Here is a 19,348-nt window from a genome sequence, read left to right as displayed (position 1 = left end):
AGAAAGAAGGGGCCTTCCCCAGCGTAGGGGGAAAGGCCCTTTTTTCGTTTTATTCAATATAGATACCGGCAATGACAATCAGGTCTTCTCCCGGAACCCGCAGCACATGGGAAGTTTTGGCCACAGGTGTTTTCTCACCGGGTTTGGGCCACATATAATCCACCCAGCCTTCTCCCGGATCCTTGGCTACGGTGATGTATTCGTTGACAAACATTTTGCCCGTAACGTCCGTGAGTCCGGAAAAATCTCTGCCGTTCAGCCGGGGAGTGATGGGATGTACCACGACCTTGCCTTCCATGGAGATGACAAAAACATAGGTATCTTTCCAGACAAAGGGGCCGCTGGTGTCCATGAAGGTGTCAAAGGCTTTTTCCATGCCAACTTTCTGAATGAGGGCGGCGGCTTCCCGGTTTTTCTGGATGCATTCCTCACGGGTGGCTTTTTCCTGAGAAAAGGCGGGAACCATGCTGCTGAAGAAAAGGCCGGTTAAGAGTAAAAAAAAGAAGCTTTTTCTCATTTTTTTCTCCTTTTTCAGGGATGTGGAGAGAGGGCCGTATGGCGTATACCGGTAGAATAAATTGTGAAGCATGGATTTTCATCGCATTTTTTGAATGATCTGTAAAGCTTTGGGGGGGTTTTACTGTAGGTTTCCTGGTTTTGTGTTGCAGAGGGCGTTTTTTCCACATGGGGTATCAAGGATATGTGGATAAATTTTCAGGTAAGAGCTGTTTTTTAGAGAAACGTTTTTTTGGGTTTTATGTTTGGGGGCGGGTTCGTTTTCAGGCTTGTATTTTTTCTCCCACCATGCAAGAAGCTCCTTCATTCGGGGTGCGCCACGCGCTTCATAGGGAATTCCGTGTAAATCGGAAACGGGCCCACCGCTGTAACCGGGGATGTTTTTTCCTGTGATGGTCACTGTCCGCAGTCAGGATGGGAAGGCCGGAAAGGACAGATGATCCGGGAAGTCAGAAGACCTGCCCCGAATGCTGTACCCCCGACCTCTTGCGGATCAGAGGGCGGAAGGAGTGTTTCATCCCCCCTGTCCCGTACAGGAGGGGGCGTTTGCGCGCATTTTTCTGCCCGTGCCACGTCTTTCCTTCCCTCCTCAGTTTTCCCCTGAGTCGTCCCTGTTTTCTGACCCTGCAGCCAGGCGACCCCATCATGATGCAGAAGCTATCCCTTTTTTTCACCCGATTCAGCCTCATCCTTTACCTTGTCTCCGGTATCCCTCTTTCAGCCCTGGCTCAGGATATGCGACTGCTGCCTATGGCTCCCAACCTTGTGGAAACGGTTTTTGCCCTGGGGGCGGGAGAGCTGGTGGTGGGGATTCCCGAATATACGGTTTTTCCGCAGGAGGCCCTGCACCTTCCCTCTGCAGGTGGCTATTTCAATCCCAACCTGGAGCGTATTGCCACCCTGAAACCGGATCTTGTACTGGTACAGGGCCAACATGAAAAGCTCCAGGCCTATTGCCATAAGCGGGGGATTGCCGTGCTGGCCCTGGCCATGGAAGACCGGGATTCCATTCTCGACGGTATTCTTCTTGTGGGAAAAACTCTGGAAAGGGAAGACAGGGCTGCGGAGCTTGTAAACAGACTGAATCGGGATCTGGATGCCCTTGGCGCCCGTTTTTACCGGGAAAAACCGGTTCGGGTGCTGCTGGTGCTGGGAAGAACACCGGGAACCCTTTCCCAGATCCTGACAGCAGGCAGAGAGACCTATCTTACGGAACTTCTTTCCCTGGTGGGGGGAGAGAATATTTTCGGGGATCAGGCCCAGCGGTATCCAACGGTTTCCAAGGAAAGTATTCTGATGCGAAATCCTGAGCTGATCCTGGAGTTTATGCCCGGAGAAGAGGCCGTGGAGGAGAAGGTGCTTCTTGCCGGCTGGCAGGCCTTGGCTTCCGTTTCCGCTGTACGTCATCACCGGATTGTACTGCTGCGGGACTCCCGTTTTCTCCTGCCCGGTCCCCGTATTGCCGAGGCTGCAACCCTTTTGGGGGAAACCCTGGAAAAGACCCTGCCATGGAAGGATTGAGGGCAGAGCATCTTTTTTTTTCCCGCAGGGCAGGTTTTTCTCTTGGTCCACTTTCCTTCAGCCTGCATCCAGGGGAGCTCTGCTGCATTGTGGGCTCCAATGGCAGTGGAAAATCCACCTTCATGCAGCTTCTGGCGGCGGTGCTTCCCGCATCCGGGGGAGAACTTTTTGTGCAGGGTCTTCCCCTGAAGGGGATGAACCGCAGAGAGATTGCCGCAAGGCTTGGTTACCTGCCCCAGGAAGTGCGTTCTCTCTACACCTTCAGCGTGGAAAGGGTGGTAGCCATGGGACGCTTTTGTCTTGATGGCGGACAGCATGGGAAGCGGGTCAGCCGGGAAGCCGTGATCGGAGCCATGGAAAAAACGGAAACCCTGCATCTTGCAAAACGTTCCTTTGCGACCCTTTCCGGAGGAGAACGTCAGCGGGTGCTGCTGGCCTCGGTTTTGTCCCGGAAGCCGGAAATTCTGCTTCTGGATGAACCCAGTACGGGGCTGGATCCCCATCATGGTGCGGATCTTTTCAGACGTCTGCGGGAGGCGGCAGGGGAGGGGAATGCGGTTCTTGTGGTCAGCCATGATATCAACCTTGCCGCTGCCTTTGGTCACCGCATGGTGTTCATGGAAGGGGGGAAGATTCTGGCGGATGGGTCGCCCGAGGTGGTGCTGCGTTCCGGAGCACTGGCGGCCTCCTGTGGAGGATCCATGGCCTGCTGGCCCCATCCCGATGGCAGGGGCGGCTCGGTACTGCTGCCCCTGAGGGAGGCATAATGGAGACAAAGCGTCCCTGGCTGCATGCAGGAGGGTATGGGCTGCTCGTCCTTGCCGCCCTTATTTTGCTGCCCTTTTTCGGGGCGGAGAGCACATCGCCCTCGGCTTTTCTGGAGCTTTTTATTGAGAAGAGACCGCTGGCCGTGGAAATTTTCTGCCATCATCGTCTTCCAAGGCTTGTTCTGGCCTTTTTCTGCGGCATGGGCCTTGCCGCCTGTGGTGCCGCCCTTCAGGTGATTCTGGAAAATCCCCTGGCCGAGCCTTTTGTGCTGGGCATTGCAGGATGCGCTGCCCTGGGAGCTTCCACAGCCCTTTCCTGTTCTCCCCTGCTTGTATACTGGGGGGCCTTTTCTTCGGTGCAGATCCTTGCTTTTGCGGGGGCCATGGTTGCCGTGGGGCTTTCTCTCAAAATGGCTTCCCGTTTTGGGAGCGCAACGGAAACGGTGATTCTGGCTGGCGTGACCCTGAATATTCTTTGTGGAGCCCTGATGCTTCTGATCCGCTACCGTGTGGATCCTTCCCGGCTTGTGGTCATGGACCGCTGGCTCATGGGCGGACTGGATGTGGTGGGCTGGGAGAGCCTTGTGACCATGCTGCCCTTTATGCTGGCAGGGGGACTTTTGCTTTTTCCTTTGGGAGCGGCCCTGAATCTTATGGCTCTGGATCCTGGTCTGGCCCTGGCCCATGGGGTGGAGGTGGGCAGGGTAAGGCTCCGGGTCTGTCTGGCAACGGGTCTCTTGGTGGGGGCGGCTGTGGCCATATCCGGGCCCATCGGTTTTGTGGGCCTCATTGTTCCCTGGATGGTGCGCAAGATTTCCGGGCCGGATCTGCGTTTCGGACTCTGGTTTTCCGCCCTGGCGGGGGGGGCGTTTCTTGCTTTTTGTGACATGCTGGCCAGAACCTTGGCAGCACCTGCGGAAATGCCCGTTGGGATTCTTACGGCCCTCATCGGAGGCCCACTTTTTTTGCGGATGCTCTGGCTGCGTGAGAGCGGATAAGGGCCTGTTCAGGGCCATGGAAGATATACGGAAATACGAACCGGATTTTTTTTAAAGGAGGTGTGCAATGCGTATACGTTTTGGGGTCAGGGCCTTTGTGTGGGTTTTTCTGATGTTAATTTTTCCCATGGTTTCCTGGGCGGTTTCCGCAAGCTTTGAGGATGTGGAGCGCTCCCTGTTGAAGGATGGGTACTGGAACGGCAGCGACGAGAGTGGGGGGATACGTTCCGGGGATCTTTTTTTTGTCAATGCGTACAATACGGACTGGGACTCCTGGAGTGGTTTTTCCGTTTCAGAGAAACAGGATACCTGGACACCGGGCTATGCCAATCAGTACAGCGCCATCCCGGGAGAGGGCGCGGGCGGTTCGGCCACCTACGCCGTTGCCTATCAGGGGATGCAGGATACGGAACTGATTCTGGACAGCCCGGATACACTTGCAGGTTTCTACGTGACCAACACCACCTATGCCTATCTGTCCATGAAAAACGGGGATGATTTTGCCAAAAAATTCGGGCCGGGAGACTGGTTTAAACTCACCATCAAGGGTGTGGATGCGGAGGAAAAGGAGACGGGTTCGGTGGAAATCTATCTTGCGGATTTTCGGGAATCCGGAAATTTCCTTCTCAAGGACTGGCGGTGGGTGGATCTTGCTGCCCTGGGCCGGGTGAAACGTCTGACTTTTCATCTGGACTCAACGGATGAGGGGGACTGGGGGATGAACACCCCCGCTTATTTTGCCCTGGACAATGTGGGCGGGCCGAAGCTTGTGGATGAGAACGGGGAGGATGAGAATGGGAACCCTGAGGCGGCCTGTTTTATCCAGGTGCTGGGATTCTAGGATGAAAAGACGGTCAGGGCTGTGGTCTTTTCTGTTTTTTTTCTGTGTTCTCGTTTCGCCTTCTCTGGCCAGGGAGGGCGCTTCCGTTCAGCTCGATGCCCTGCATGTGCTTGCCGGGAGGGAGGAAAGGGCGGAAACGGATTTTTCAAGACCGGTAAGGGTTCTGTACCGGGAGGATCTGGAGCGTATTCCCGGTGCGCGTCTGGAGGATCTTCTCAGCCGGGAGGCCGGGATTACACCCAGGGGAGGGGCGGGCAAATCCGGAGGTTTGGATATTCGGGGCATGGGGGATACCTTTTCCAGCAATGTGCTGGTGCTTCTTGATGATATTCCCCTGAATGCCAAAGACCTTTCCGCCGTGGATTTTTCTGCCATTGCCCTTTCCGATGTGGAGCGCATCGAGATCCATCGGGGGGCAGGGAGCGTAACCTGGGGCGATGGAGCCGTTGGGGGAGTGGTACGGATTTTTACCCGCAGGGATGAAAAACCCGCAGCGTCGCTCAGGACGGAAACGGGCAGTTTCGGCTATCAGAAAAACCGTTTTCAGATCTCCGCTGGAGAGGGGAGGGTGGGACTGCGTTTCCGGGCAGGGCAGGAAAAGACTGACGGATTCCGGGAAAACAGCGATTTTTTTTCAAAGGATGCGGGTCTGGATATTTTTTCCCATCAGAAAAGCCCCGTTGATTTCCGGCTTTCTGGCCAGGTACACAGCGATGCCTGGGGGCTGGCAGGCCCGGTTTCCGAAGGAGAGGATGTGCGCAGCGCGTCCACGCCCCTGGATCGGGGAGAAAGTCTTGAAAAAAGGGTGTCTGGTCAGGCGGGGATGGATCTGGGGGGCTGGGGTAAGGTCAGGATGCAGCGCAGCCTGCGCTACAGCAATCAGACTCTGGACATGACGGGCAGAACAGCGGCCCTGGCCTCCGGTTCTTTTCCCGTGCAGATCCGCGCTACGGAAAAAACGGCACGGCTGGATTATGATTTTCCTTTTCTGGGAAGGGAGCTCTTGCGTCGTATTCACCTGGGGCTGGATCATCAGGAAAGCCATTATACGCGTACCGACCCTGATCCCAACCTGGCCCAGCGCCATAATGGCCGCATACGGGCGCTGGGGGGCTTTTTTTTGGCAGATCTGGCCCTTGGGGAAAAGCTTTCCCTCTCCCTCGGGGCAAGGCGGCAGCGGGTGCGGGGAGAATACCGCCTGGATCGTCTCAGGAATCAGGGCTGGCGGCAGCACCAGGCTCAGGACAAGAGCTGGGACATGGAAGCCTGGGATCTGGGTCTGACCCATGAGGTCTGGCCCTGGCTGACCCTTTATACCTCCTTTGCCGCCAGTTTCCGCAGTCCCAATGTGGATGAAATGGCCCAGTCGGCTTCGGATCTGTCTCCCCAGAAAGGACGGCACTGGGAGCTGGGGCTGCGCTCCTTTGTTCCCGGAACGCTGCGGCTGGATCTGGGATTCTTTTCCATGACCGTGGAAGACGAGATCCATTATGATACCCTGCTCCAGGAGAACCGGAACTATGGAGAGGAAACGGAACGGCGGGGGCTGGAAGCCAGCCTGAGTCTTTATCCTTTGCCTTCCTGGACGTTTCGGCTGGATGTTACCTGGATGGAGGCCCGTTTTGCGGGTAGGGATACGGTTATTCCCCTGACACCGGAGCTGCATGGGGGGGTGCAGCTTGCCTGGGAGCCGGTGGAAGCCTTTGGCCTGTATCTGGGAGGTCGCTGGTACGGCAAACGCTATGACGGCAACGATACGGAAAACAGGGAAAAAACCCTGGATCCTTACAGTCTCTGGGATCTGCGTTTTTGCCTGCGACAGCGTCCCCTGGATGTTTTTGTGGAGATGAACAATCTTCTGGATACGGCCTATGCTCTGGCTGCCTACTCCGGCGCTGACTATCCCATGCCGGGACGGCATCTGCGGGCGGGTCTGACCTTTTCCTTTTAAAAAGGATTGCTGTATGGGGACTTTATTGCGGGTGTGTTTTGGCAGTTTTCTGGTGTTGGGCATCCATTCTTTGGTGTTTGCAGGGCCTTATGCGCCGGAGGCGGGACGTTTGGGTTCTGAAGCCCTGCCCCTCAGTCATGAAAGCGTCCGGGCATGGGCCACGGGATGGCGGGAGTACCTGCCCGGTGAGGCCGTGGAAGATCCCTGGAAAAATCCGGATCGGGTTCTGGGCCCTGCCAGTGGTGTGCCAACGGATGTGGTATCCCTGGGCAGGGGGGGCAGTCTTGTTCTGACCTTTGATGCCCCCTTTGCAGACCAGAAAGGCTGGGATTTTGCTGTGTTCGGCAACAGTTTCAGTGATACCTTTTTAGAACTGGCTTTTGTGGAAGTCTCCACGGACGGTCAGAGCTTTGTGCGTTTTCCCACCCACTCTCTGACCCGGAATCCCGTACATGCCTTTGGCCATGTGGATCCAACGGATATTCAGGGATTTGCGGGGAAATACCGGGCCGGTTTTGCCACTCCCTTTGACCTGGGGGAACTTCTCGAGACCCAGGAGGTGCTTTCCGGAAAGGTGGATCTTTCCCGGATTTCTTATGTCCGCCTTGTGGATGTGGTGGGAGATGGCAGTACGCAGGACAGTTTCGGAAATCCTGTCTATGCTCCCTATCCTACCCGGATTTCAGCAGGTTTCGACCTTGATGGTCTGGCCCTGCTTTCCGGTATGCCGTCTGGGGAAACGGATGGGGAGGGAGAATCCGAAGAAGACAGTCCTCTGGTGGCAAGGGGGCTGGGTGGGGAGGGGGGCTGCTTTCTGGGAGGGCTTCTGCGACCATGAGCAGTGTTTTTTTTCTGATTGTTCCTTTGACTCAGCCTTGCAGTTTCAGGTTTTGCCCTTGATCCTGTACCATTCCGTTGAGAAATAATCCCAAGCGTTAAATTTCCCCAAAAAATCCAGAAAGGTAGGGGTTGAGCCAAAGTTATCGTTCCCATGCGCCAGCGTGGGAACGATGGGATTTAATGCTGTAAGGGTAAAATTTGTGGCGACTGGCTGGTTTTATGGATGGGCTGGCGCTTCCCCAAGGGCTGCTGAAGCCACCAGACGAACCTCCGCATTCAGATCCATGCAGGCCTGCTCCAGAGGTTTCAGAGCCTCGGGGTTTTTTTCCGTCAGTCCGGAGAGTATCCGGACAGCGGCCAGACGCACATGGCTGTTTTTATCCCGGGTTTTTTCCACCAGCACTTCAAAGCCATCCGCCCGTAAAACGGCTGCGGTGCGGCCCATGGCTATGACCGCCGCTTCCCGTACGGGGGATGAGGCGTCGGACTTTGCCGTTTTGCAGAGTGCCCGATACGCCTCTTCTCCCTGAATGCCGATCTGTCCCATGGTGGTCACTGTGGCTTTTCGCAGGGCAAAATGCCGTTCAGAAAGGTAGGAGACAAGGAGAGGCTCCAGTTTTTTCACGTCTTCAGCTTCAGGCTGTATGGCTCCCAGGGTTTCCAGAGCGGCCTTCTGGGTAAAGCGGTACTGGGCATAGGGATGATCCCGTTTTTCGAGGATGTCTGTAATAACGGGAATCAGTTCCCGGCCACCGTCGCCAAATTTCCGGAGACGCAGAAGAATATCCTGGGGTTCCAGCCAGTGGGCCTTTTCCACGGCCTGAGCAAGACGGGATTGAAAATATTGCAGTTTCTTTTGTTGCTCTGTCAGTTCAGGAAGGATTTCTACTTCTGCTGTTTCAGTTTCCATGGCCTGGGTGTCTTCTGGGTACCCCAATGCGACGTCTGCGTCTGCTGTCTCCGTTTCCACCGGCGGGGAAATCTGGGAGGCTGCCGGATCCGGTGTGTTTTCAGGGGACACAGCTATGGTTTTGACGGCTACGGCAAGGGCGGGGCTTGTCCGGGTCAGACCGGGAGCCGCAAGCGGGACACCTCCCTTGTCATCCGGGCTGTGTCCTTCGGCAAGGGTACCTTTTCCATGCCCCAGACGGATTTCCAGGCCGTTTTCCAGATCCTGGGTGCTGTAGGTTCCCGGCCAGTTTTCTTCCATATCCAGAACAACACGTACCTTGTTGTCATGGGCGAAATGGCGGATCTGTTGTACAGGTGTTCTTGTAGCGTGTTGTCGCTGTTCTCCCTGAAAGGGGGATTTCAGCCCCTCAAGGTCCAGCACCAGACGGGGAGGATTCTGGAGAATGAAGATCCGGGTAGAGGGAATCTTTTTACCTGCAAGGATGTGTACCCGTGTTTCCCCCTCTCCAGGCGGAATATCAATGCTGCGTAAAAGATTTTCTTCTTCGGCGGGAAGGCCTGTTTTTTCCTTATGAAGCGGCAGATTTTCCGGAGGCTGTGCTTCAGAAGGCCTATCGGTTTCTGCTGCGGCCACCGGGGTATTTTCCGGCCTGTTTTCATCGGAAGGCGTGGTTTTTTCTGTTTCTTCCGGAATGGTTTTTGGAGCAGCATCGCTTGGGGACGGTTCAATAAAAAAATATTTAACCGCAGCGCCCGAAGGTCTTTCTCCTGCCTGGGCGAGCATAAGATCGTTTTTCATGACCAGCAGGATCCCCGCCATGGAGATACCGGTGCTGACGAGACATCCTATGAGAACAAGGCGGATCTTCATGTATGCCCTCCTGCATTATTTCAAAAGACGATCCAGAAAGTTTTCTGAAGCATTCCCCGAAAAATGTCCGGAAAGGCTGTCCAGAAAACAGGATTTGCTGCTGGTTCGGACACTGGGAAGGGGGGTGGGGGAGGCTTCGGAAAGGGCGAAGCGCAGCACGGAAAGACCCCCCGTACCCTCGGCCATGTAAAGATTCTGGCCAACCCCGGCGCCTCTCCGGGTATTCCCGTAGCTGTCCATGGTTTTGACCACAGCTGGGCCGTCGTTTGCCTTCAGATCCACCATCTGCACTCCCTGCTCACCACAGGAAACAAAAGCCATGTCTTCCATGGCGAAGACATGCAGAGCGCTGGCCCCGTCCTTCAGGGGAACCCAGGCTTCCAGGCCGCTTGTTTTTTCATGGACAAAAAGGCCCGCCTTGTTTCCAGCCACCAGAACCCGTGCCCCGTCAGCCCAGAGTGCCTTGGGAGCTTCCTTAAGGGGAAGGGTTTTTGTTTTTACCGGTGAAGCGGGGTCGACAAGGGACAGGGCTACCAGTTCATTGACATTGGCCACCCAGAGGGTCTCGTTTTCCATGGAAAGGGCGGCAGCCTGAGTGAATTCTCCAAGCAGCCCTTTTTTTACAGGATTTGCGGGGGTCTGAATATCAAGGATCAGAAGTCCTTGATCCACAAGGCAGTAAAGCAGATGATCCTTTGTGAGGAGTTCGCGGACATTTTCGAGATCGGCAATCTGAGTCTTACGGATTTGAGCAATATGGATGGGATTGGCGGGATCTGTGAAATCATGGATGCCGATCCCCTGATCCCCTTCGGCGGTGAAAAGGCGTTTTCCGGAAATGTGCAGTGCCATGGGAACTCCTTCCGTCTTTTTTTCCGAAAGCTGAGGTGGGACAAGGGTCACGCTTGAGTCCGGCGGAATCATGCTGCTGATATCCATGATGCGAAATCCTTTCAAAAGACCATGATCGGAGAGAATCAGGAAGGGTTCTGCAAACTGTACATTGCGGATGTCCATGGCTGCCGGAAGGTCTCCTGCAATCCCGGCGGGTGGGCCAAGGGTGATGCGGCTGAGACCTTTCTCATAGCTGGCCAGATACAGTTCGTTTCCGGGGGCCTGCCAGATGCTGAGGCTGCCTTCCAGACCGTCCAGGCCTTCTTCCCTGAGCAGGTCACTGTCCTGAACCCGGGTCTCCGGGTTTCCGTCAAAGAGCTTTGTGAGACCCACAACGGAAAGTCCTTTTGCCGTGCCTGCGATAAAGGCCCGCTGCCTTGTCGTATCGACGACAATGTCCGCAGCCTTGCCCTGGCTGCCTTCGGTTTTTCCCGGTATAGTGCACTGACCCTCCTTGACGATTTCCAGGGTATCCCGCTGGGTGGACTCTTTGAAAAGGTGGAGAATGGTGAGGCCGTATTCCTCATCGGTGACAAAGGCTCTGGGGCCTTCGGCCCAGAGTCCCGTAACGCGGGAAAGCTGACCGTAATAGGTTCTGGAGCGCATGTCATAGCTGGCGGCAGGTTTCCATGGCGTGTTTCCTCCCCCGGCGCTCCGGTCAAAGATGCGAAGTCCATGGTATTGATCCAGCACGGAAACCAGGGTTTTTACTCCTTCCTTGTGGGCAAAAACCTGAAAATATCCTCCTGCTGACCCTTCGGCTTTCGCTGTTGTTTCCGTCTGTTTCAGTTCTCCTGTCTGTTTGATCTCTTCCGTCTTCTCCTGTTCCTTCTGATCCGTGGTCTGCGGTTCCTGACGGTAGGCTGCCACCTCTTTGGGATCTTCCGGAGTGCTGACATCGAAAACCCGCAGACCATACATGAAGTCTGCGACATAGAGTTCCTTCTCAAGATAGAACAGCCCCAGGGGCCCGAAGGTGTGGGGAATCAGAGTACCACTGGCGTCCTTCTGCCCTGCATTGACGGGGTTGGGATTGTAGGAGGTCACGGAAAGGGCTGCGGGATTTTCCATGTTCACAATGCGCAGGCCTTCTGTACCGCAGGCCAGGTAAATGCGTTTCTGGTCTTCTGCATAAGCGATGGCGCGGATGCCTTCCTTCAGGGGGAGGGAGAGGGAGCCTGCAAGGCTGTGATCTTTTCTGTCAAAGATCTGGAGGGTGTCTCCATGGCCCTGAAGGAGGTAGTCCGTATCCCCTGCCAGGGCACGGAAGCTCCCCTGGGGCCAGCGCATGAGTCCGTAGAGACTGGGCGCAGCGCTGGCCTGAAGGCAGAAAATACAGAAAAGAAGGAGACCGGAAATCCCCAGAATTTTACGAAAAAGGGTGTGCATGGTGCGGCTCCTTAAGGTTTTTCAGAAAACAAAGGCGCATTCCAGATGGTATCCCGTTTCATCACCGTAGCGGGAGGCCAGGGTGAGGTTCAGCCAGGAAAGGGGCATATACCGGATGCCGAAGGTATAGCCGATGTCCTTTCCGGCATCCATGGTTTTCGTTGCCCGGATATTTTCGCCGGGATCGCTGAAGGTCATTTCACCGCTAAGGTAGGTGATGCGGATACCGGTGAAGGGAGACCATTTTTCCATGATGGCGGCGAGACCCATGGCAAACTGGGCTTCATGGAAGGTCGCTTCGTAGCTGCGTTTCTGTTTATCATCGGGATTGAGGCTGTGGTAACGGTAGCGCAGATCCGCATCCAGGGCGATGCGGGTATCGCTGTCCGCATCGGGCTGCCAGCGGGCAACGGCAGCGGTGAGTCCGCCACCGAAAAAGACGTGGGCCTCATCGTGGAAGGTGGTTGTGGTATCGTAGAAATTGCGGGTGTCGTCCATGTAATGGGCGTGGATGTCTGTCTGGGCCATACCCGCAAGTCCGTAGAGGGTCAGGCCGGAAAGGGCATAGCCTCCCCGAACCTCAATTCCCTGCATTTCCAGTTTATTGCGCCATTTTCTGGCCCTGTGCCGTTCTTCCTGATTTTCATCCGAAGGATCAATCCAGGCGAAGCGTTCCCTGCCTGTGGAGCTTTGATTTTTCTGGGTAAAAAAGGAGAGGCTGACCATTATCCTTGCGGGCGGGGTTTCCGGAGGATCGGCAGGACCGGCATGGCCGGTGATCTGTCCCGGAGCAAGAAAGGGCGCTGCCGATACCTGGGAAACAGCGCAGAGGAGACAGATGAGAGATGAAAACAGGATGAGGAGGCGTTGCATGGGCTTTCCTGCGGTTCCCGATCAGGTGGAACCTGTCAAAAGTAAAGGAAAAATCGGGAAAGCCCATTGAAAAAAGAGGGGGTAAAGAAATCGCCCAGGCACAGAACCCTTATCGGGTCCATATGCGCACGTTTCCAGACATGTTGGCGTGAAACCCGGTGATGCCGATGCTTCCGAAGCTGGGCCCTTCCCCCGGACGGGAACCGATATTGATGGAGCCGATGAAAAGTTCGTCCATGCGGATATCCACATCCGTAAAGTCGATTTTCAGCATTTCCATGGTGCGTCCTTCATAGGGGTTGTATTCGGTAACCATGCCCACCTCGATGGGTTTGCCGCTGTTGACGAAAGTGGAGATTCTTACGTCATTCAGGCTGATCCATCCGGTTTCATCGCTACCGTAAGCAAGGGTTTTCATTTCGGAATTGAACTGGACGTTGTCCACATCAATCAGAACACCAGCCTGGGCGGTCACGTCATGCATTTCGGTTTCTGTCATGGCAATCAGTCCGGCAAAGGCCGTAGACAGGGTGATTGCTGTCATTGTGCAGAAGACCAGGAGGAAACGAAGCGTTCTCATAGGGGACTCCTTTCTGTACTGCAGGCAACCCGGCTGTCCAGAGCAGTTTCCTGTTGGATCCGTGGCTTTCCGTCCCGGAGTTACCCCCGGTTTGGCTTGAGAAGGAGGCGGCCCGGCTGTCCCGGTGGGACCCGTGGCTTTCCGTCCCATGGTTGCCCATGGTTTGGCTGAATGCTGCCGGTGCACCCGGCAGGCGGCCCGGCCATCCGCACAATGCGGATCCGTGACTTTCCGTCCCGGGGTTACCCCCGGTTTGGCTTTGCTGCAACCCGGCTGTCCAGAGATGTAGCGGATCTGGATCCGTGGCTTTCCGTCCCATGGTTGCCCATGGTTTGGCTTTGCTGCAACCCGGCTGTCCAGAGATGTAGCGGATCTGGATCCGTGGCTTTCCGTCCCATGGTTACCCATGGTTTGGCTTTGCTGCAACCCGGCTGACCAGCATTATTCCTGCTGGCCCCGTGGCTTTCCGTCCCGGAATTGCTCCCGGTTTGGCTTGAAGGTTGAGGCGGCCCGGCTGTCCCGGTGGGACCCGTGGCTTTCCGTCCCATGGTTGCCCATGGTTTGGCGCATTGCTTCGACGACCCCTTTACCCCCATGTGCCCCGCCAAGGCAAAGATCCCTTTGCAGGGCACATGGATTTTTTTGATGTGAGGCTTTCCCGATGTCAAAGAACACGGTGGTCTGCGCGGAGTGCAGACGGTGTGGAAATTTCTGAATAATTTAAAGTGTAAACGCTGTTACTCTAGGTGCTTTTTTCCTTCTGGTCAAATGAAATTTGTAGAGAAAAATGGGGCTGTCCGGATTCAGGGCTGTGCTTCCTGCTCTTTTTCCTCCAGGGTTGCGGTAATTCTCAGAAAACGGGGGCCGGGAAGCTGGTAGGCCAGACCCTGCATGGTGTTTTCTGCGATAAAGCGCATGGGAGCCTGGTTCAGAAACGCCGTGATGTTTTCCACCGGCGTCCGCAGACCATCCATATCCAGAAGCCATTGTTTTTCCACTATGACAGCACAGCCCACATGCTGGCCGTCCGGACTGAAAACTGCAGGACTGATCTGCTCTGCGGGCGGGCCGGGAATCCCATCCACCACAAGGCGCTGCTGGCCTTCATCGGCAATGCCATAGAGAAGCCGTCCATTTTCGTGGAAAAGGGGAGGCGTGACGCCATCATGGGGCAGGCCCGGCCCTTCCGCAGTGACGAGGTGCCACTTGTCTCCCCTGCGTCCCCTGTAGGCAAAGCCTTTTACGGGATGGAAGGCAAAACCGTCTACAGCCTCGTAGGCCTCTTCTTTTTTGCCGTTGATCACATAAAACTGTTTATTTTTTTCCACGGCCATCCAGGCGACGCGTTTGCTGTCCTGTGAAAAGATGGGGGGCCCTAGAAGTTCATGTTTATCTCCCCGTTTCTCATCGACAACCATGGCCCAGCGATCTCCCTGCCTGGCAGGGTAGGCCAGACGCCTGCCATCCGGAGAAAAGAGGGGAGGTCCCACCGTATCCCAGGCTTTATGGGTATCCTCCCCGAGACGTACAGCCAGTTTCCCCTTGCGCAGCAGCACCAGAACCCGCTGCTGACCATCCGGAGAAAAGCCGATGTACTGGATACCGTCATGGCCATCCTTTTCCATGCCCGTTTCCAGAAAAAGATGCCATTGTCCCTCTTTTTTAACGGCACAGGCAAAGCTGCCGTTCGGGGAAAAACGCAGCTCCCGTACAGCCTCAAAAGCCCCCATTTCCTTGCCGTCCAGCATGAGAACAGCACCTTTGGCAGGATCCAGGCCCACATAGGCTGTCCGGCCCTTATCACTCAGAGTAAGACTTTCGGGATCTATCATACGGAAAAAGGGGCCCTGGTGATTGCCCAGTACCGTGGCCTGACCCTTTCCCTTTATCTCAATGCGCCAGCCCAGATGTCTGCCATCCGGGCTGAAGGTAAAAGTATCCGCCCCGTCATAAATCCCTTTTTCCACCCCATTCACCATCACATGGCTTTTTCCGGCCCGAAACCCCACATAGGCCATGACATGGCCCCTGGATCCAAAGACGGGGGTGCCCTTGCGGATGGATTCAAAGTGCGGGCCTTCCTCTTTGTCCATGCGGACAAACATCCCCGTATCGTCCTGTACGGCATAGGCCACATGGGTCAGATGATCGTCTGCGGTGAGGCCGAAAATCTGGATGCCGGACTCAGGCATACCAAAAAAATCTTCATTGAGGTGAAGGCTCGGCTGGCAGTGAACCGCAGCGGGAAAAACAGAAAACATCAGAAGGGACAAGGGCAGAAACAGACGATACATACGCACTCCATCATTTTTCGGTCATTTTTTTTCTTTGGAACCAAAGGGCCAGAGTTTTTTAAGCTTGGAAATCAGCTTCAGGGCCATTTCCTTTTTCTGTTCCAGCAGTTCCATTTGCAGTTCGAGGGGCATGGTGATGGTGAAGGATGCCAGGTAAATGGTGGTATCCTGCTCATAATCCAGACCCGCATAGGGGTTGTACACGATTTTGGTAAAATCCGTTGAATTGAGGTTGGTGGAACGGTTGTTGTCAATTTTTACCGTGTCTGCAACGAGAAGCCCCAGCCCCAGATCGATGGTGAGACCATTTTTCAGGCGCAGTTCCGCGCCTGTGCCGTAGAAATTGTTTTCCGGCAGAAAATAGAGGGCGTCAAAGAGATCATAGTTGAGGGAGGTGGGGCGTTTCTCATAGCCCAGGCGGAGGCTCAAGGCCTCACTGACCATGAACTCGAGGCCCGTGCTGAAACTCCAGGTGTCCTTCAGGCTGCGTTCTACCACCAGGGTGCTTTCTCCGCCCGTATAGCCCAGAAGTTTAACCAGCTGGAGCAGGTGAATCCGCTGGTCAAACTGGAGGCGGTCTTCCTTGATGATGGACCAGTTGGTCCAGTTTACGTCAAAGAGCCATTTGAGGCGGGAGAAGGGCTTGAACATGATGCCTGTCTGTACCCTCTGGGGAAAACGCTGGGTGGTGGTGACCGTACCGGCCTGAAAGGGAACGCCTTTGATGGGAAGGCCCAGAATACCCGCACCCTGCATGGTATAGGAGGTCGCGCCGTTCCAGTCGATGTGACGCTGGAACTGATCGGAATAATGAAAAATATAATCGCCTGTCATCTCAGACTGGGTTTCACTCTGGTAGACCATGCCAAAGGAAAAGCGGTGGTGGGGCTGCCAGAGAAGCCCCAGGTTGTAGCTGGGGGAAAAGTCATCCCGCATATCCAGCTGAAAACTGGCCACATGCTCATACGGCCCTAAGCCCCCGCCCAGCCAGGGGGCGGGAAAGGTCATGTCCGATACCACGGGAATGTGCATATCCCGGGTGGCGTCACCAATGACGCGGGTAAGGGCCACCAGCTCGTTGGGGGAACGCTGATCCATGGCAATGCCCATGGCGGTCTGGCCCAGACCGATGGAAACCCCCACGGAGAGGGTATCTGAAATCTGGTAGCTGGCCGAAGGGGCCGCATAAATCATATGTTGAAGATAAAGGGATTTGCATCCGAAGCGCAGGGGATCTCCTGTATCTTTGTGTTCAATCCCCCCTCCGTAGGCGGCATAGTTGGCATAGGCGAAGGTCCATCTGGAACCGGGAGTTCTGCTGGAAATACCGAGGTTGGGTGCGGGAAGGGCGGGCAGGCTGATGGGTCCGTAAAAGGGTACATAGAGAATATTGCCCGATGTGGTGCCTTCCGTATTGCGCAGGGGATCGGGACCGCCGTGGTCGCTGTTGGGATCATTGGGATACTCCGGATTGTAGGGTTTGCCGGGGCCCCACATGTCCATAAATCCTTTGAAGTCCGGGTCTTCCCGGAAGCGGCCTGTGCGGACAATCTGGGCCACCGTGAAGCCGTTGCTGAACACCTTGCCATCGTCCAGCAGACTCAGGCCCGCAGGGTTGTAGTGCACGGACATCAGCCCCGGCGGATCGGCCGTAACCGTATTGGCCAGGGAGATGGCCTTGGTGCTGATGGCAACCTGTTCGTTGAAGTTGGCCGCAGCAGAAAGGGGCAGAAGACAGAAAATACAAAAAAGCAGGCCCATCCGGGAGAGGGAAGGCGGGGAAGGAAGCAGGCCATTTTTTTTACCCCGCAGGGGATGCCGCAGTATCGTTTTCACAAGGCAGGTATCCATGAAAGCGTTGGGTGTTGGCGGTTAAGGGAGGGCTGTATTCCCTTTCGGGGAAGTTTTTTCGCCATCAGAAGACCAGTTCAAAGGGCAGGCGGATGGCCAGGGTAAAATCCGGGTCATTGTTGGTGAGACCCACGCCGAGGCGGATGTTCATGGTGCGTTTGTTGCCAATGCGCCAGCCCGTACCGAGATTGAAGACCGAGGAGGCGGAGGTGGGGCTTTCCGTTTCCCACTTTTCCGGTGTTTCGTCCGTGGTCCAGGTGTATTTGGAGCGCATACTCATGCTGTACTGGTAGCTGAGGTTGATGTTGAGTCTGTAGGAGAGGGCATAACCGAAGCCCGCACTGAAACCGAACTGATCCCCCCTGGCCACTTCGGAAACGTAACTCGGATCGCTCGACCCCTTGGCATGGTAGCGTACGCTTTCGGGAAGGGAATAGGTATAGCTGAAACCGCCGAAGGTGATGATGGGATCAAACACCTTGCTGAAGTTCACCCCGGAAGTGAGGCTGTAGGTTCCGGAACTGACGGCAATTTCTTTATCCGGATCAATTTCGTAGGGGCTGCGGCCCACGGGAAGGCTTGCCCTGAGGGAGAGGATGGTGGTGGGCACCTTGCCCCCGGACTTGACAGGCTGGTACTGAATTCCTACCCCGAAATCCCCGATGTCCGATACCTGGCGGGAAGAGCCGTCCGAAGACTGGTTATCACTTTTGTAGGTAAAGGGGATATCCGTGCTGAGGGTGAGGTTTTCCTTGATGGGGATTTCAAAGACAAAGCTGTTTTCCAGGGTGTGGTTGCTCTTGTGCTCAATTTCTGCTGCGGCCACAAGCTGGTCATAGCTGTAATAGGTATACCGGAAGTTGTATTCAAACCCCATGCGTCCCGGTCGCATGAGGGTGTAATCCCGGCCTGCGGCGGAGAGAATTTCTTCCTCCTGGGCAGACTTTTCTTCCTCCGTACTCTGGAGAACTTTCCGGGCATCGCTTTCATCCTGAAGACGCCTGAGGGAGGTTTCCATCTCCTTCAGTCTTTCTTCGAGAAGGCGGGTTGCATCCGCGCCCGCATCGGCGCTTTCATCGCAGAAGGCCGACAGGGCCGTGCAGCACAGGAAAAGCATAAGAAATAAAAGGCGGAACACCATGATCTCCGAACCTCGAATCTTAGGGTTTGTAGAAGTAGCCCCCGGAAGGAGGGCCATCCTTTACCGGAACCTGCATCGCCCTTGGGCTGTTGAAGGGTTTTTCCTGTTCAAAGACAAAATATTTAGCCGTATCCTCATCAATGTAGCGCAGATCCTCCTGGCGCAGTTTCAGGAGGTTGGCGTGCCTGTTTTCCTTGTCGGAAATGAGGAACATGACATTGTCATACCACATGGATTCAAACTGGGCCTGGGTATAACTGCTGTTGCCCCGCCAGGGATCGGCAATGAAGACATGGCCTCCATAGACGCCGCGAAAGACGACGAAATGGCGATAGTCGAAGATCTGTATGGGGACAATGGCGGGCCAGTACTGGGGATCCAGCAGGTTTTCCATTTTGGCCTTGTAGCCCGCGCCATTGTAACCCAGCACATTGACAAAGCGTTTCATGTCGAGAAGGGAGAAGGCCCTTCGGGCCGCGATCTGTTCCTTGTCTCCGTACTCCATAAGCCCATGGATCACCTGACGTTCCGTAAATTTTTCGCCCATGGAGGCGTTGAGCAGGGTGGCCAGGGCCGCAGATCCGCAGGAATAGTCAAAACTCTGGCGAACAAGATGGCGGAAGTGGATGGTTTCATCGGCAATTATGGGAGCCCGCAGCACAATGCGCTGATCCGGGTCTGCCACGATAACGGTGTGCTGCTCCTTTTCTTCGGAAAGCGGAATGAAGGAACTGGTGAAGGCAAGGAAGATGGCAAAGGCGGCGAGAATGTGCATGGAGAGATGCAACTCCGGCTCATGGGTTAGGGGCGATGAGAGGACGTATTTTTGTTTCTGAAACAATGTTCTGCTTTGTAGCAGCTTATGGGATGGGTGTAAAGGGTGAAGTTTTAGGTCAGAAGTTTCATATCCATTCGGCATTTCATAACGGTGGGGGGTAACATTGCGAGGCCCTCGTTTCCACGCTGGAGCCTGGGAACGAGGGGTTTAGTGCTGCATGGGCAAAATCTGCGACTGCATGGCTGAGTCAGTATGGTAATCGGATTTGTCCTATCGTTCCCACGCTCCAGCGTGGGAACGCACTACCGGGCGCTCCTGCGCCCAGGGCCAG

General features: G+C 55.3%; 15 protein-coding genes and 5 riboswitches. Of the genes, 6 read left to right on the top strand and 9 right to left on the bottom strand.

The features are described 5' to 3' along the window. Nucleotides 1-49: 49 nt before the first annotated feature. Nucleotides 50-517, bottom strand: a complete 468-nt coding sequence (locus tag BR04_RS12885) for a cache domain-containing protein (RefSeq protein WP_496356426.1) — start codon at nucleotides 515-517, stop codon at nucleotides 50-52. A gap of 292 nt (nucleotides 518-809) precedes the next feature. Beyond that, nucleotides 810-996: riboswitch (cobalamin riboswitch) on the top strand. Between the two features lie 165 nt (nucleotides 997-1,161). On the opposite strand from BR04_RS12885, the gene BR04_RS12880 reads away from it, so the two are divergent. The 6 genes from BR04_RS12880 (at nucleotide 1,162) to BR04_RS12855 (ending at nucleotide 7,432) form a co-directional block, all read left to right on the top strand. Continuing rightward, nucleotides 1,162-2,037 carry an ABC transporter substrate-binding protein gene (locus BR04_RS12880; protein ID WP_496356425.1) on the top strand — a complete coding sequence of 292 codons (876 nt, stop codon included), beginning with the start codon at nucleotides 1,162-1,164 and terminating at the stop codon, nucleotides 2,035-2,037. Continuing rightward, complete coding sequence (locus tag BR04_RS12875) at nucleotides 2,025-2,804, top strand: ABC transporter ATP-binding protein (RefSeq protein WP_496356424.1); 780 nt, start codon at nucleotides 2,025-2,027, stop codon at nucleotides 2,802-2,804. The genes BR04_RS12880 and BR04_RS12875 overlap by 13 nt, the downstream gene beginning before the upstream one ends. Further along, nucleotides 2,804-3,802 carry a FecCD family ABC transporter permease gene (locus tag BR04_RS12870; protein ID WP_496356423.1) on the top strand — a complete coding sequence of 333 codons (999 nt, stop codon included), beginning with the start codon at nucleotides 2,804-2,806 and terminating at the stop codon, nucleotides 3,800-3,802. The genes BR04_RS12875 and BR04_RS12870 overlap by 1 nt, the downstream gene beginning before the upstream one ends. A 67-nt stretch (nucleotides 3,803-3,869) precedes the next feature. Then, nucleotides 3,870-4,643, top strand: coding sequence for a DUF4465 domain-containing protein (locus BR04_RS12865; RefSeq protein ID WP_496356422.1), 774 nt, complete (start codon nucleotides 3,870-3,872; stop codon nucleotides 4,641-4,643). 1 nt (nucleotide 4,644) lies between these two features. Continuing rightward, nucleotides 4,645-6,594: a TonB-dependent receptor gene (locus tag BR04_RS12860; RefSeq protein ID WP_496356421.1), complete on the top strand. Its 1,950-nt coding sequence runs from the start codon at nucleotides 4,645-4,647 to the stop codon at nucleotides 6,592-6,594. 13 nt (nucleotides 6,595-6,607) lie between these two features. Then, complete coding sequence (locus BR04_RS12855; RefSeq protein ID WP_496356420.1) at nucleotides 6,608-7,432, top strand: hypothetical protein; 825 nt, start codon at nucleotides 6,608-6,610, stop codon at nucleotides 7,430-7,432. A gap of 219 nt (nucleotides 7,433-7,651) precedes the next feature. Here the strand turns inward: BR04_RS12855 and BR04_RS12850 are convergent, their stop codons facing one another. The 8 genes from BR04_RS12850 to BR04_RS12815 form a co-directional block, all read right to left on the bottom strand. Then, a complete protein-coding gene (locus BR04_RS12850) occupies nucleotides 7,652-9,217 on the bottom strand; it encodes a HEAT repeat domain-containing protein (protein ID WP_496356419.1) in 1,566 nt (521 codons plus the stop codon). A gap of 15 nt (nucleotides 9,218-9,232) precedes the next feature. Then, nucleotides 9,233-11,500 (bottom strand): LVIVD repeat-containing protein, encoded by a 2,268-nt coding sequence (locus tag BR04_RS12845; protein WP_496356418.1) that lies wholly within the window; start codon nucleotides 11,498-11,500, stop codon nucleotides 9,233-9,235. 21 nt (nucleotides 11,501-11,521) lie between these two features. Then, nucleotides 11,522-12,373, bottom strand: a complete 852-nt coding sequence (locus tag BR04_RS12840) for a hypothetical protein (RefSeq protein WP_496356417.1) — start codon at nucleotides 12,371-12,373, stop codon at nucleotides 11,522-11,524. Nucleotides 12,374-12,482: 109 nt separating this feature from the next. Then, on the bottom strand, nucleotides 12,483-12,953 hold the full coding sequence (locus BR04_RS12835) for a DUF6160 family protein (protein ID WP_496356416.1): 471 nt from the start codon (nucleotides 12,951-12,953) through the stop codon (nucleotides 12,483-12,485). A gap of 20 nt (nucleotides 12,954-12,973) precedes the next feature. Continuing rightward, nucleotides 12,974-13,059: riboswitch (cyclic di-GMP riboswitch) on the bottom strand. Between the two features lie 83 nt (nucleotides 13,060-13,142). Further along, nucleotides 13,143-13,221, bottom strand: a riboswitch (cyclic di-GMP riboswitch). Between the two features lie 71 nt (nucleotides 13,222-13,292). After that, nucleotides 13,293-13,379: riboswitch (cyclic di-GMP riboswitch) on the bottom strand. A gap of 75 nt (nucleotides 13,380-13,454) precedes the next feature. Further along, a riboswitch (cyclic di-GMP riboswitch) is annotated at nucleotides 13,455-13,529 on the bottom strand. Between the two features lie 227 nt (nucleotides 13,530-13,756). Then, the gene (locus BR04_RS12830) at nucleotides 13,757-15,247 is read right to left on the bottom strand and encodes a hypothetical protein (protein WP_496356415.1); all 1,491 of its coding nucleotides are present in this window, start codon (nucleotides 15,245-15,247) and stop codon (nucleotides 13,757-13,759) included. Between the two features lie 21 nt (nucleotides 15,248-15,268). Then, on the bottom strand, nucleotides 15,269-17,083 hold the full coding sequence (locus BR04_RS12825; protein WP_496356414.1) for an OmpP1/FadL family transporter: 1,815 nt from the start codon (nucleotides 17,081-17,083) through the stop codon (nucleotides 15,269-15,271). Nucleotides 17,084-17,162: 79 nt separating this feature from the next. Then, nucleotides 17,163-18,239 (bottom strand): hypothetical protein, encoded by a 1,077-nt coding sequence (locus tag BR04_RS12820; RefSeq protein WP_496356413.1) that lies wholly within the window; start codon nucleotides 18,237-18,239, stop codon nucleotides 17,163-17,165. Nucleotides 18,240-18,258: 19 nt separating this feature from the next. Then, nucleotides 18,259-19,014 (bottom strand): C39 family peptidase, encoded by a 756-nt coding sequence (locus tag BR04_RS12815; RefSeq protein ID WP_496356412.1) that lies wholly within the window; start codon nucleotides 19,012-19,014, stop codon nucleotides 18,259-18,261. Nucleotides 19,015-19,348: the final 334 nt, after the last annotated feature.

Source organism: Desulfobotulus sapovorans DSM 2055, assembly GCF_059569355.1.
This window is presented reverse-complemented; position numbering and strand designations above follow the sequence as displayed.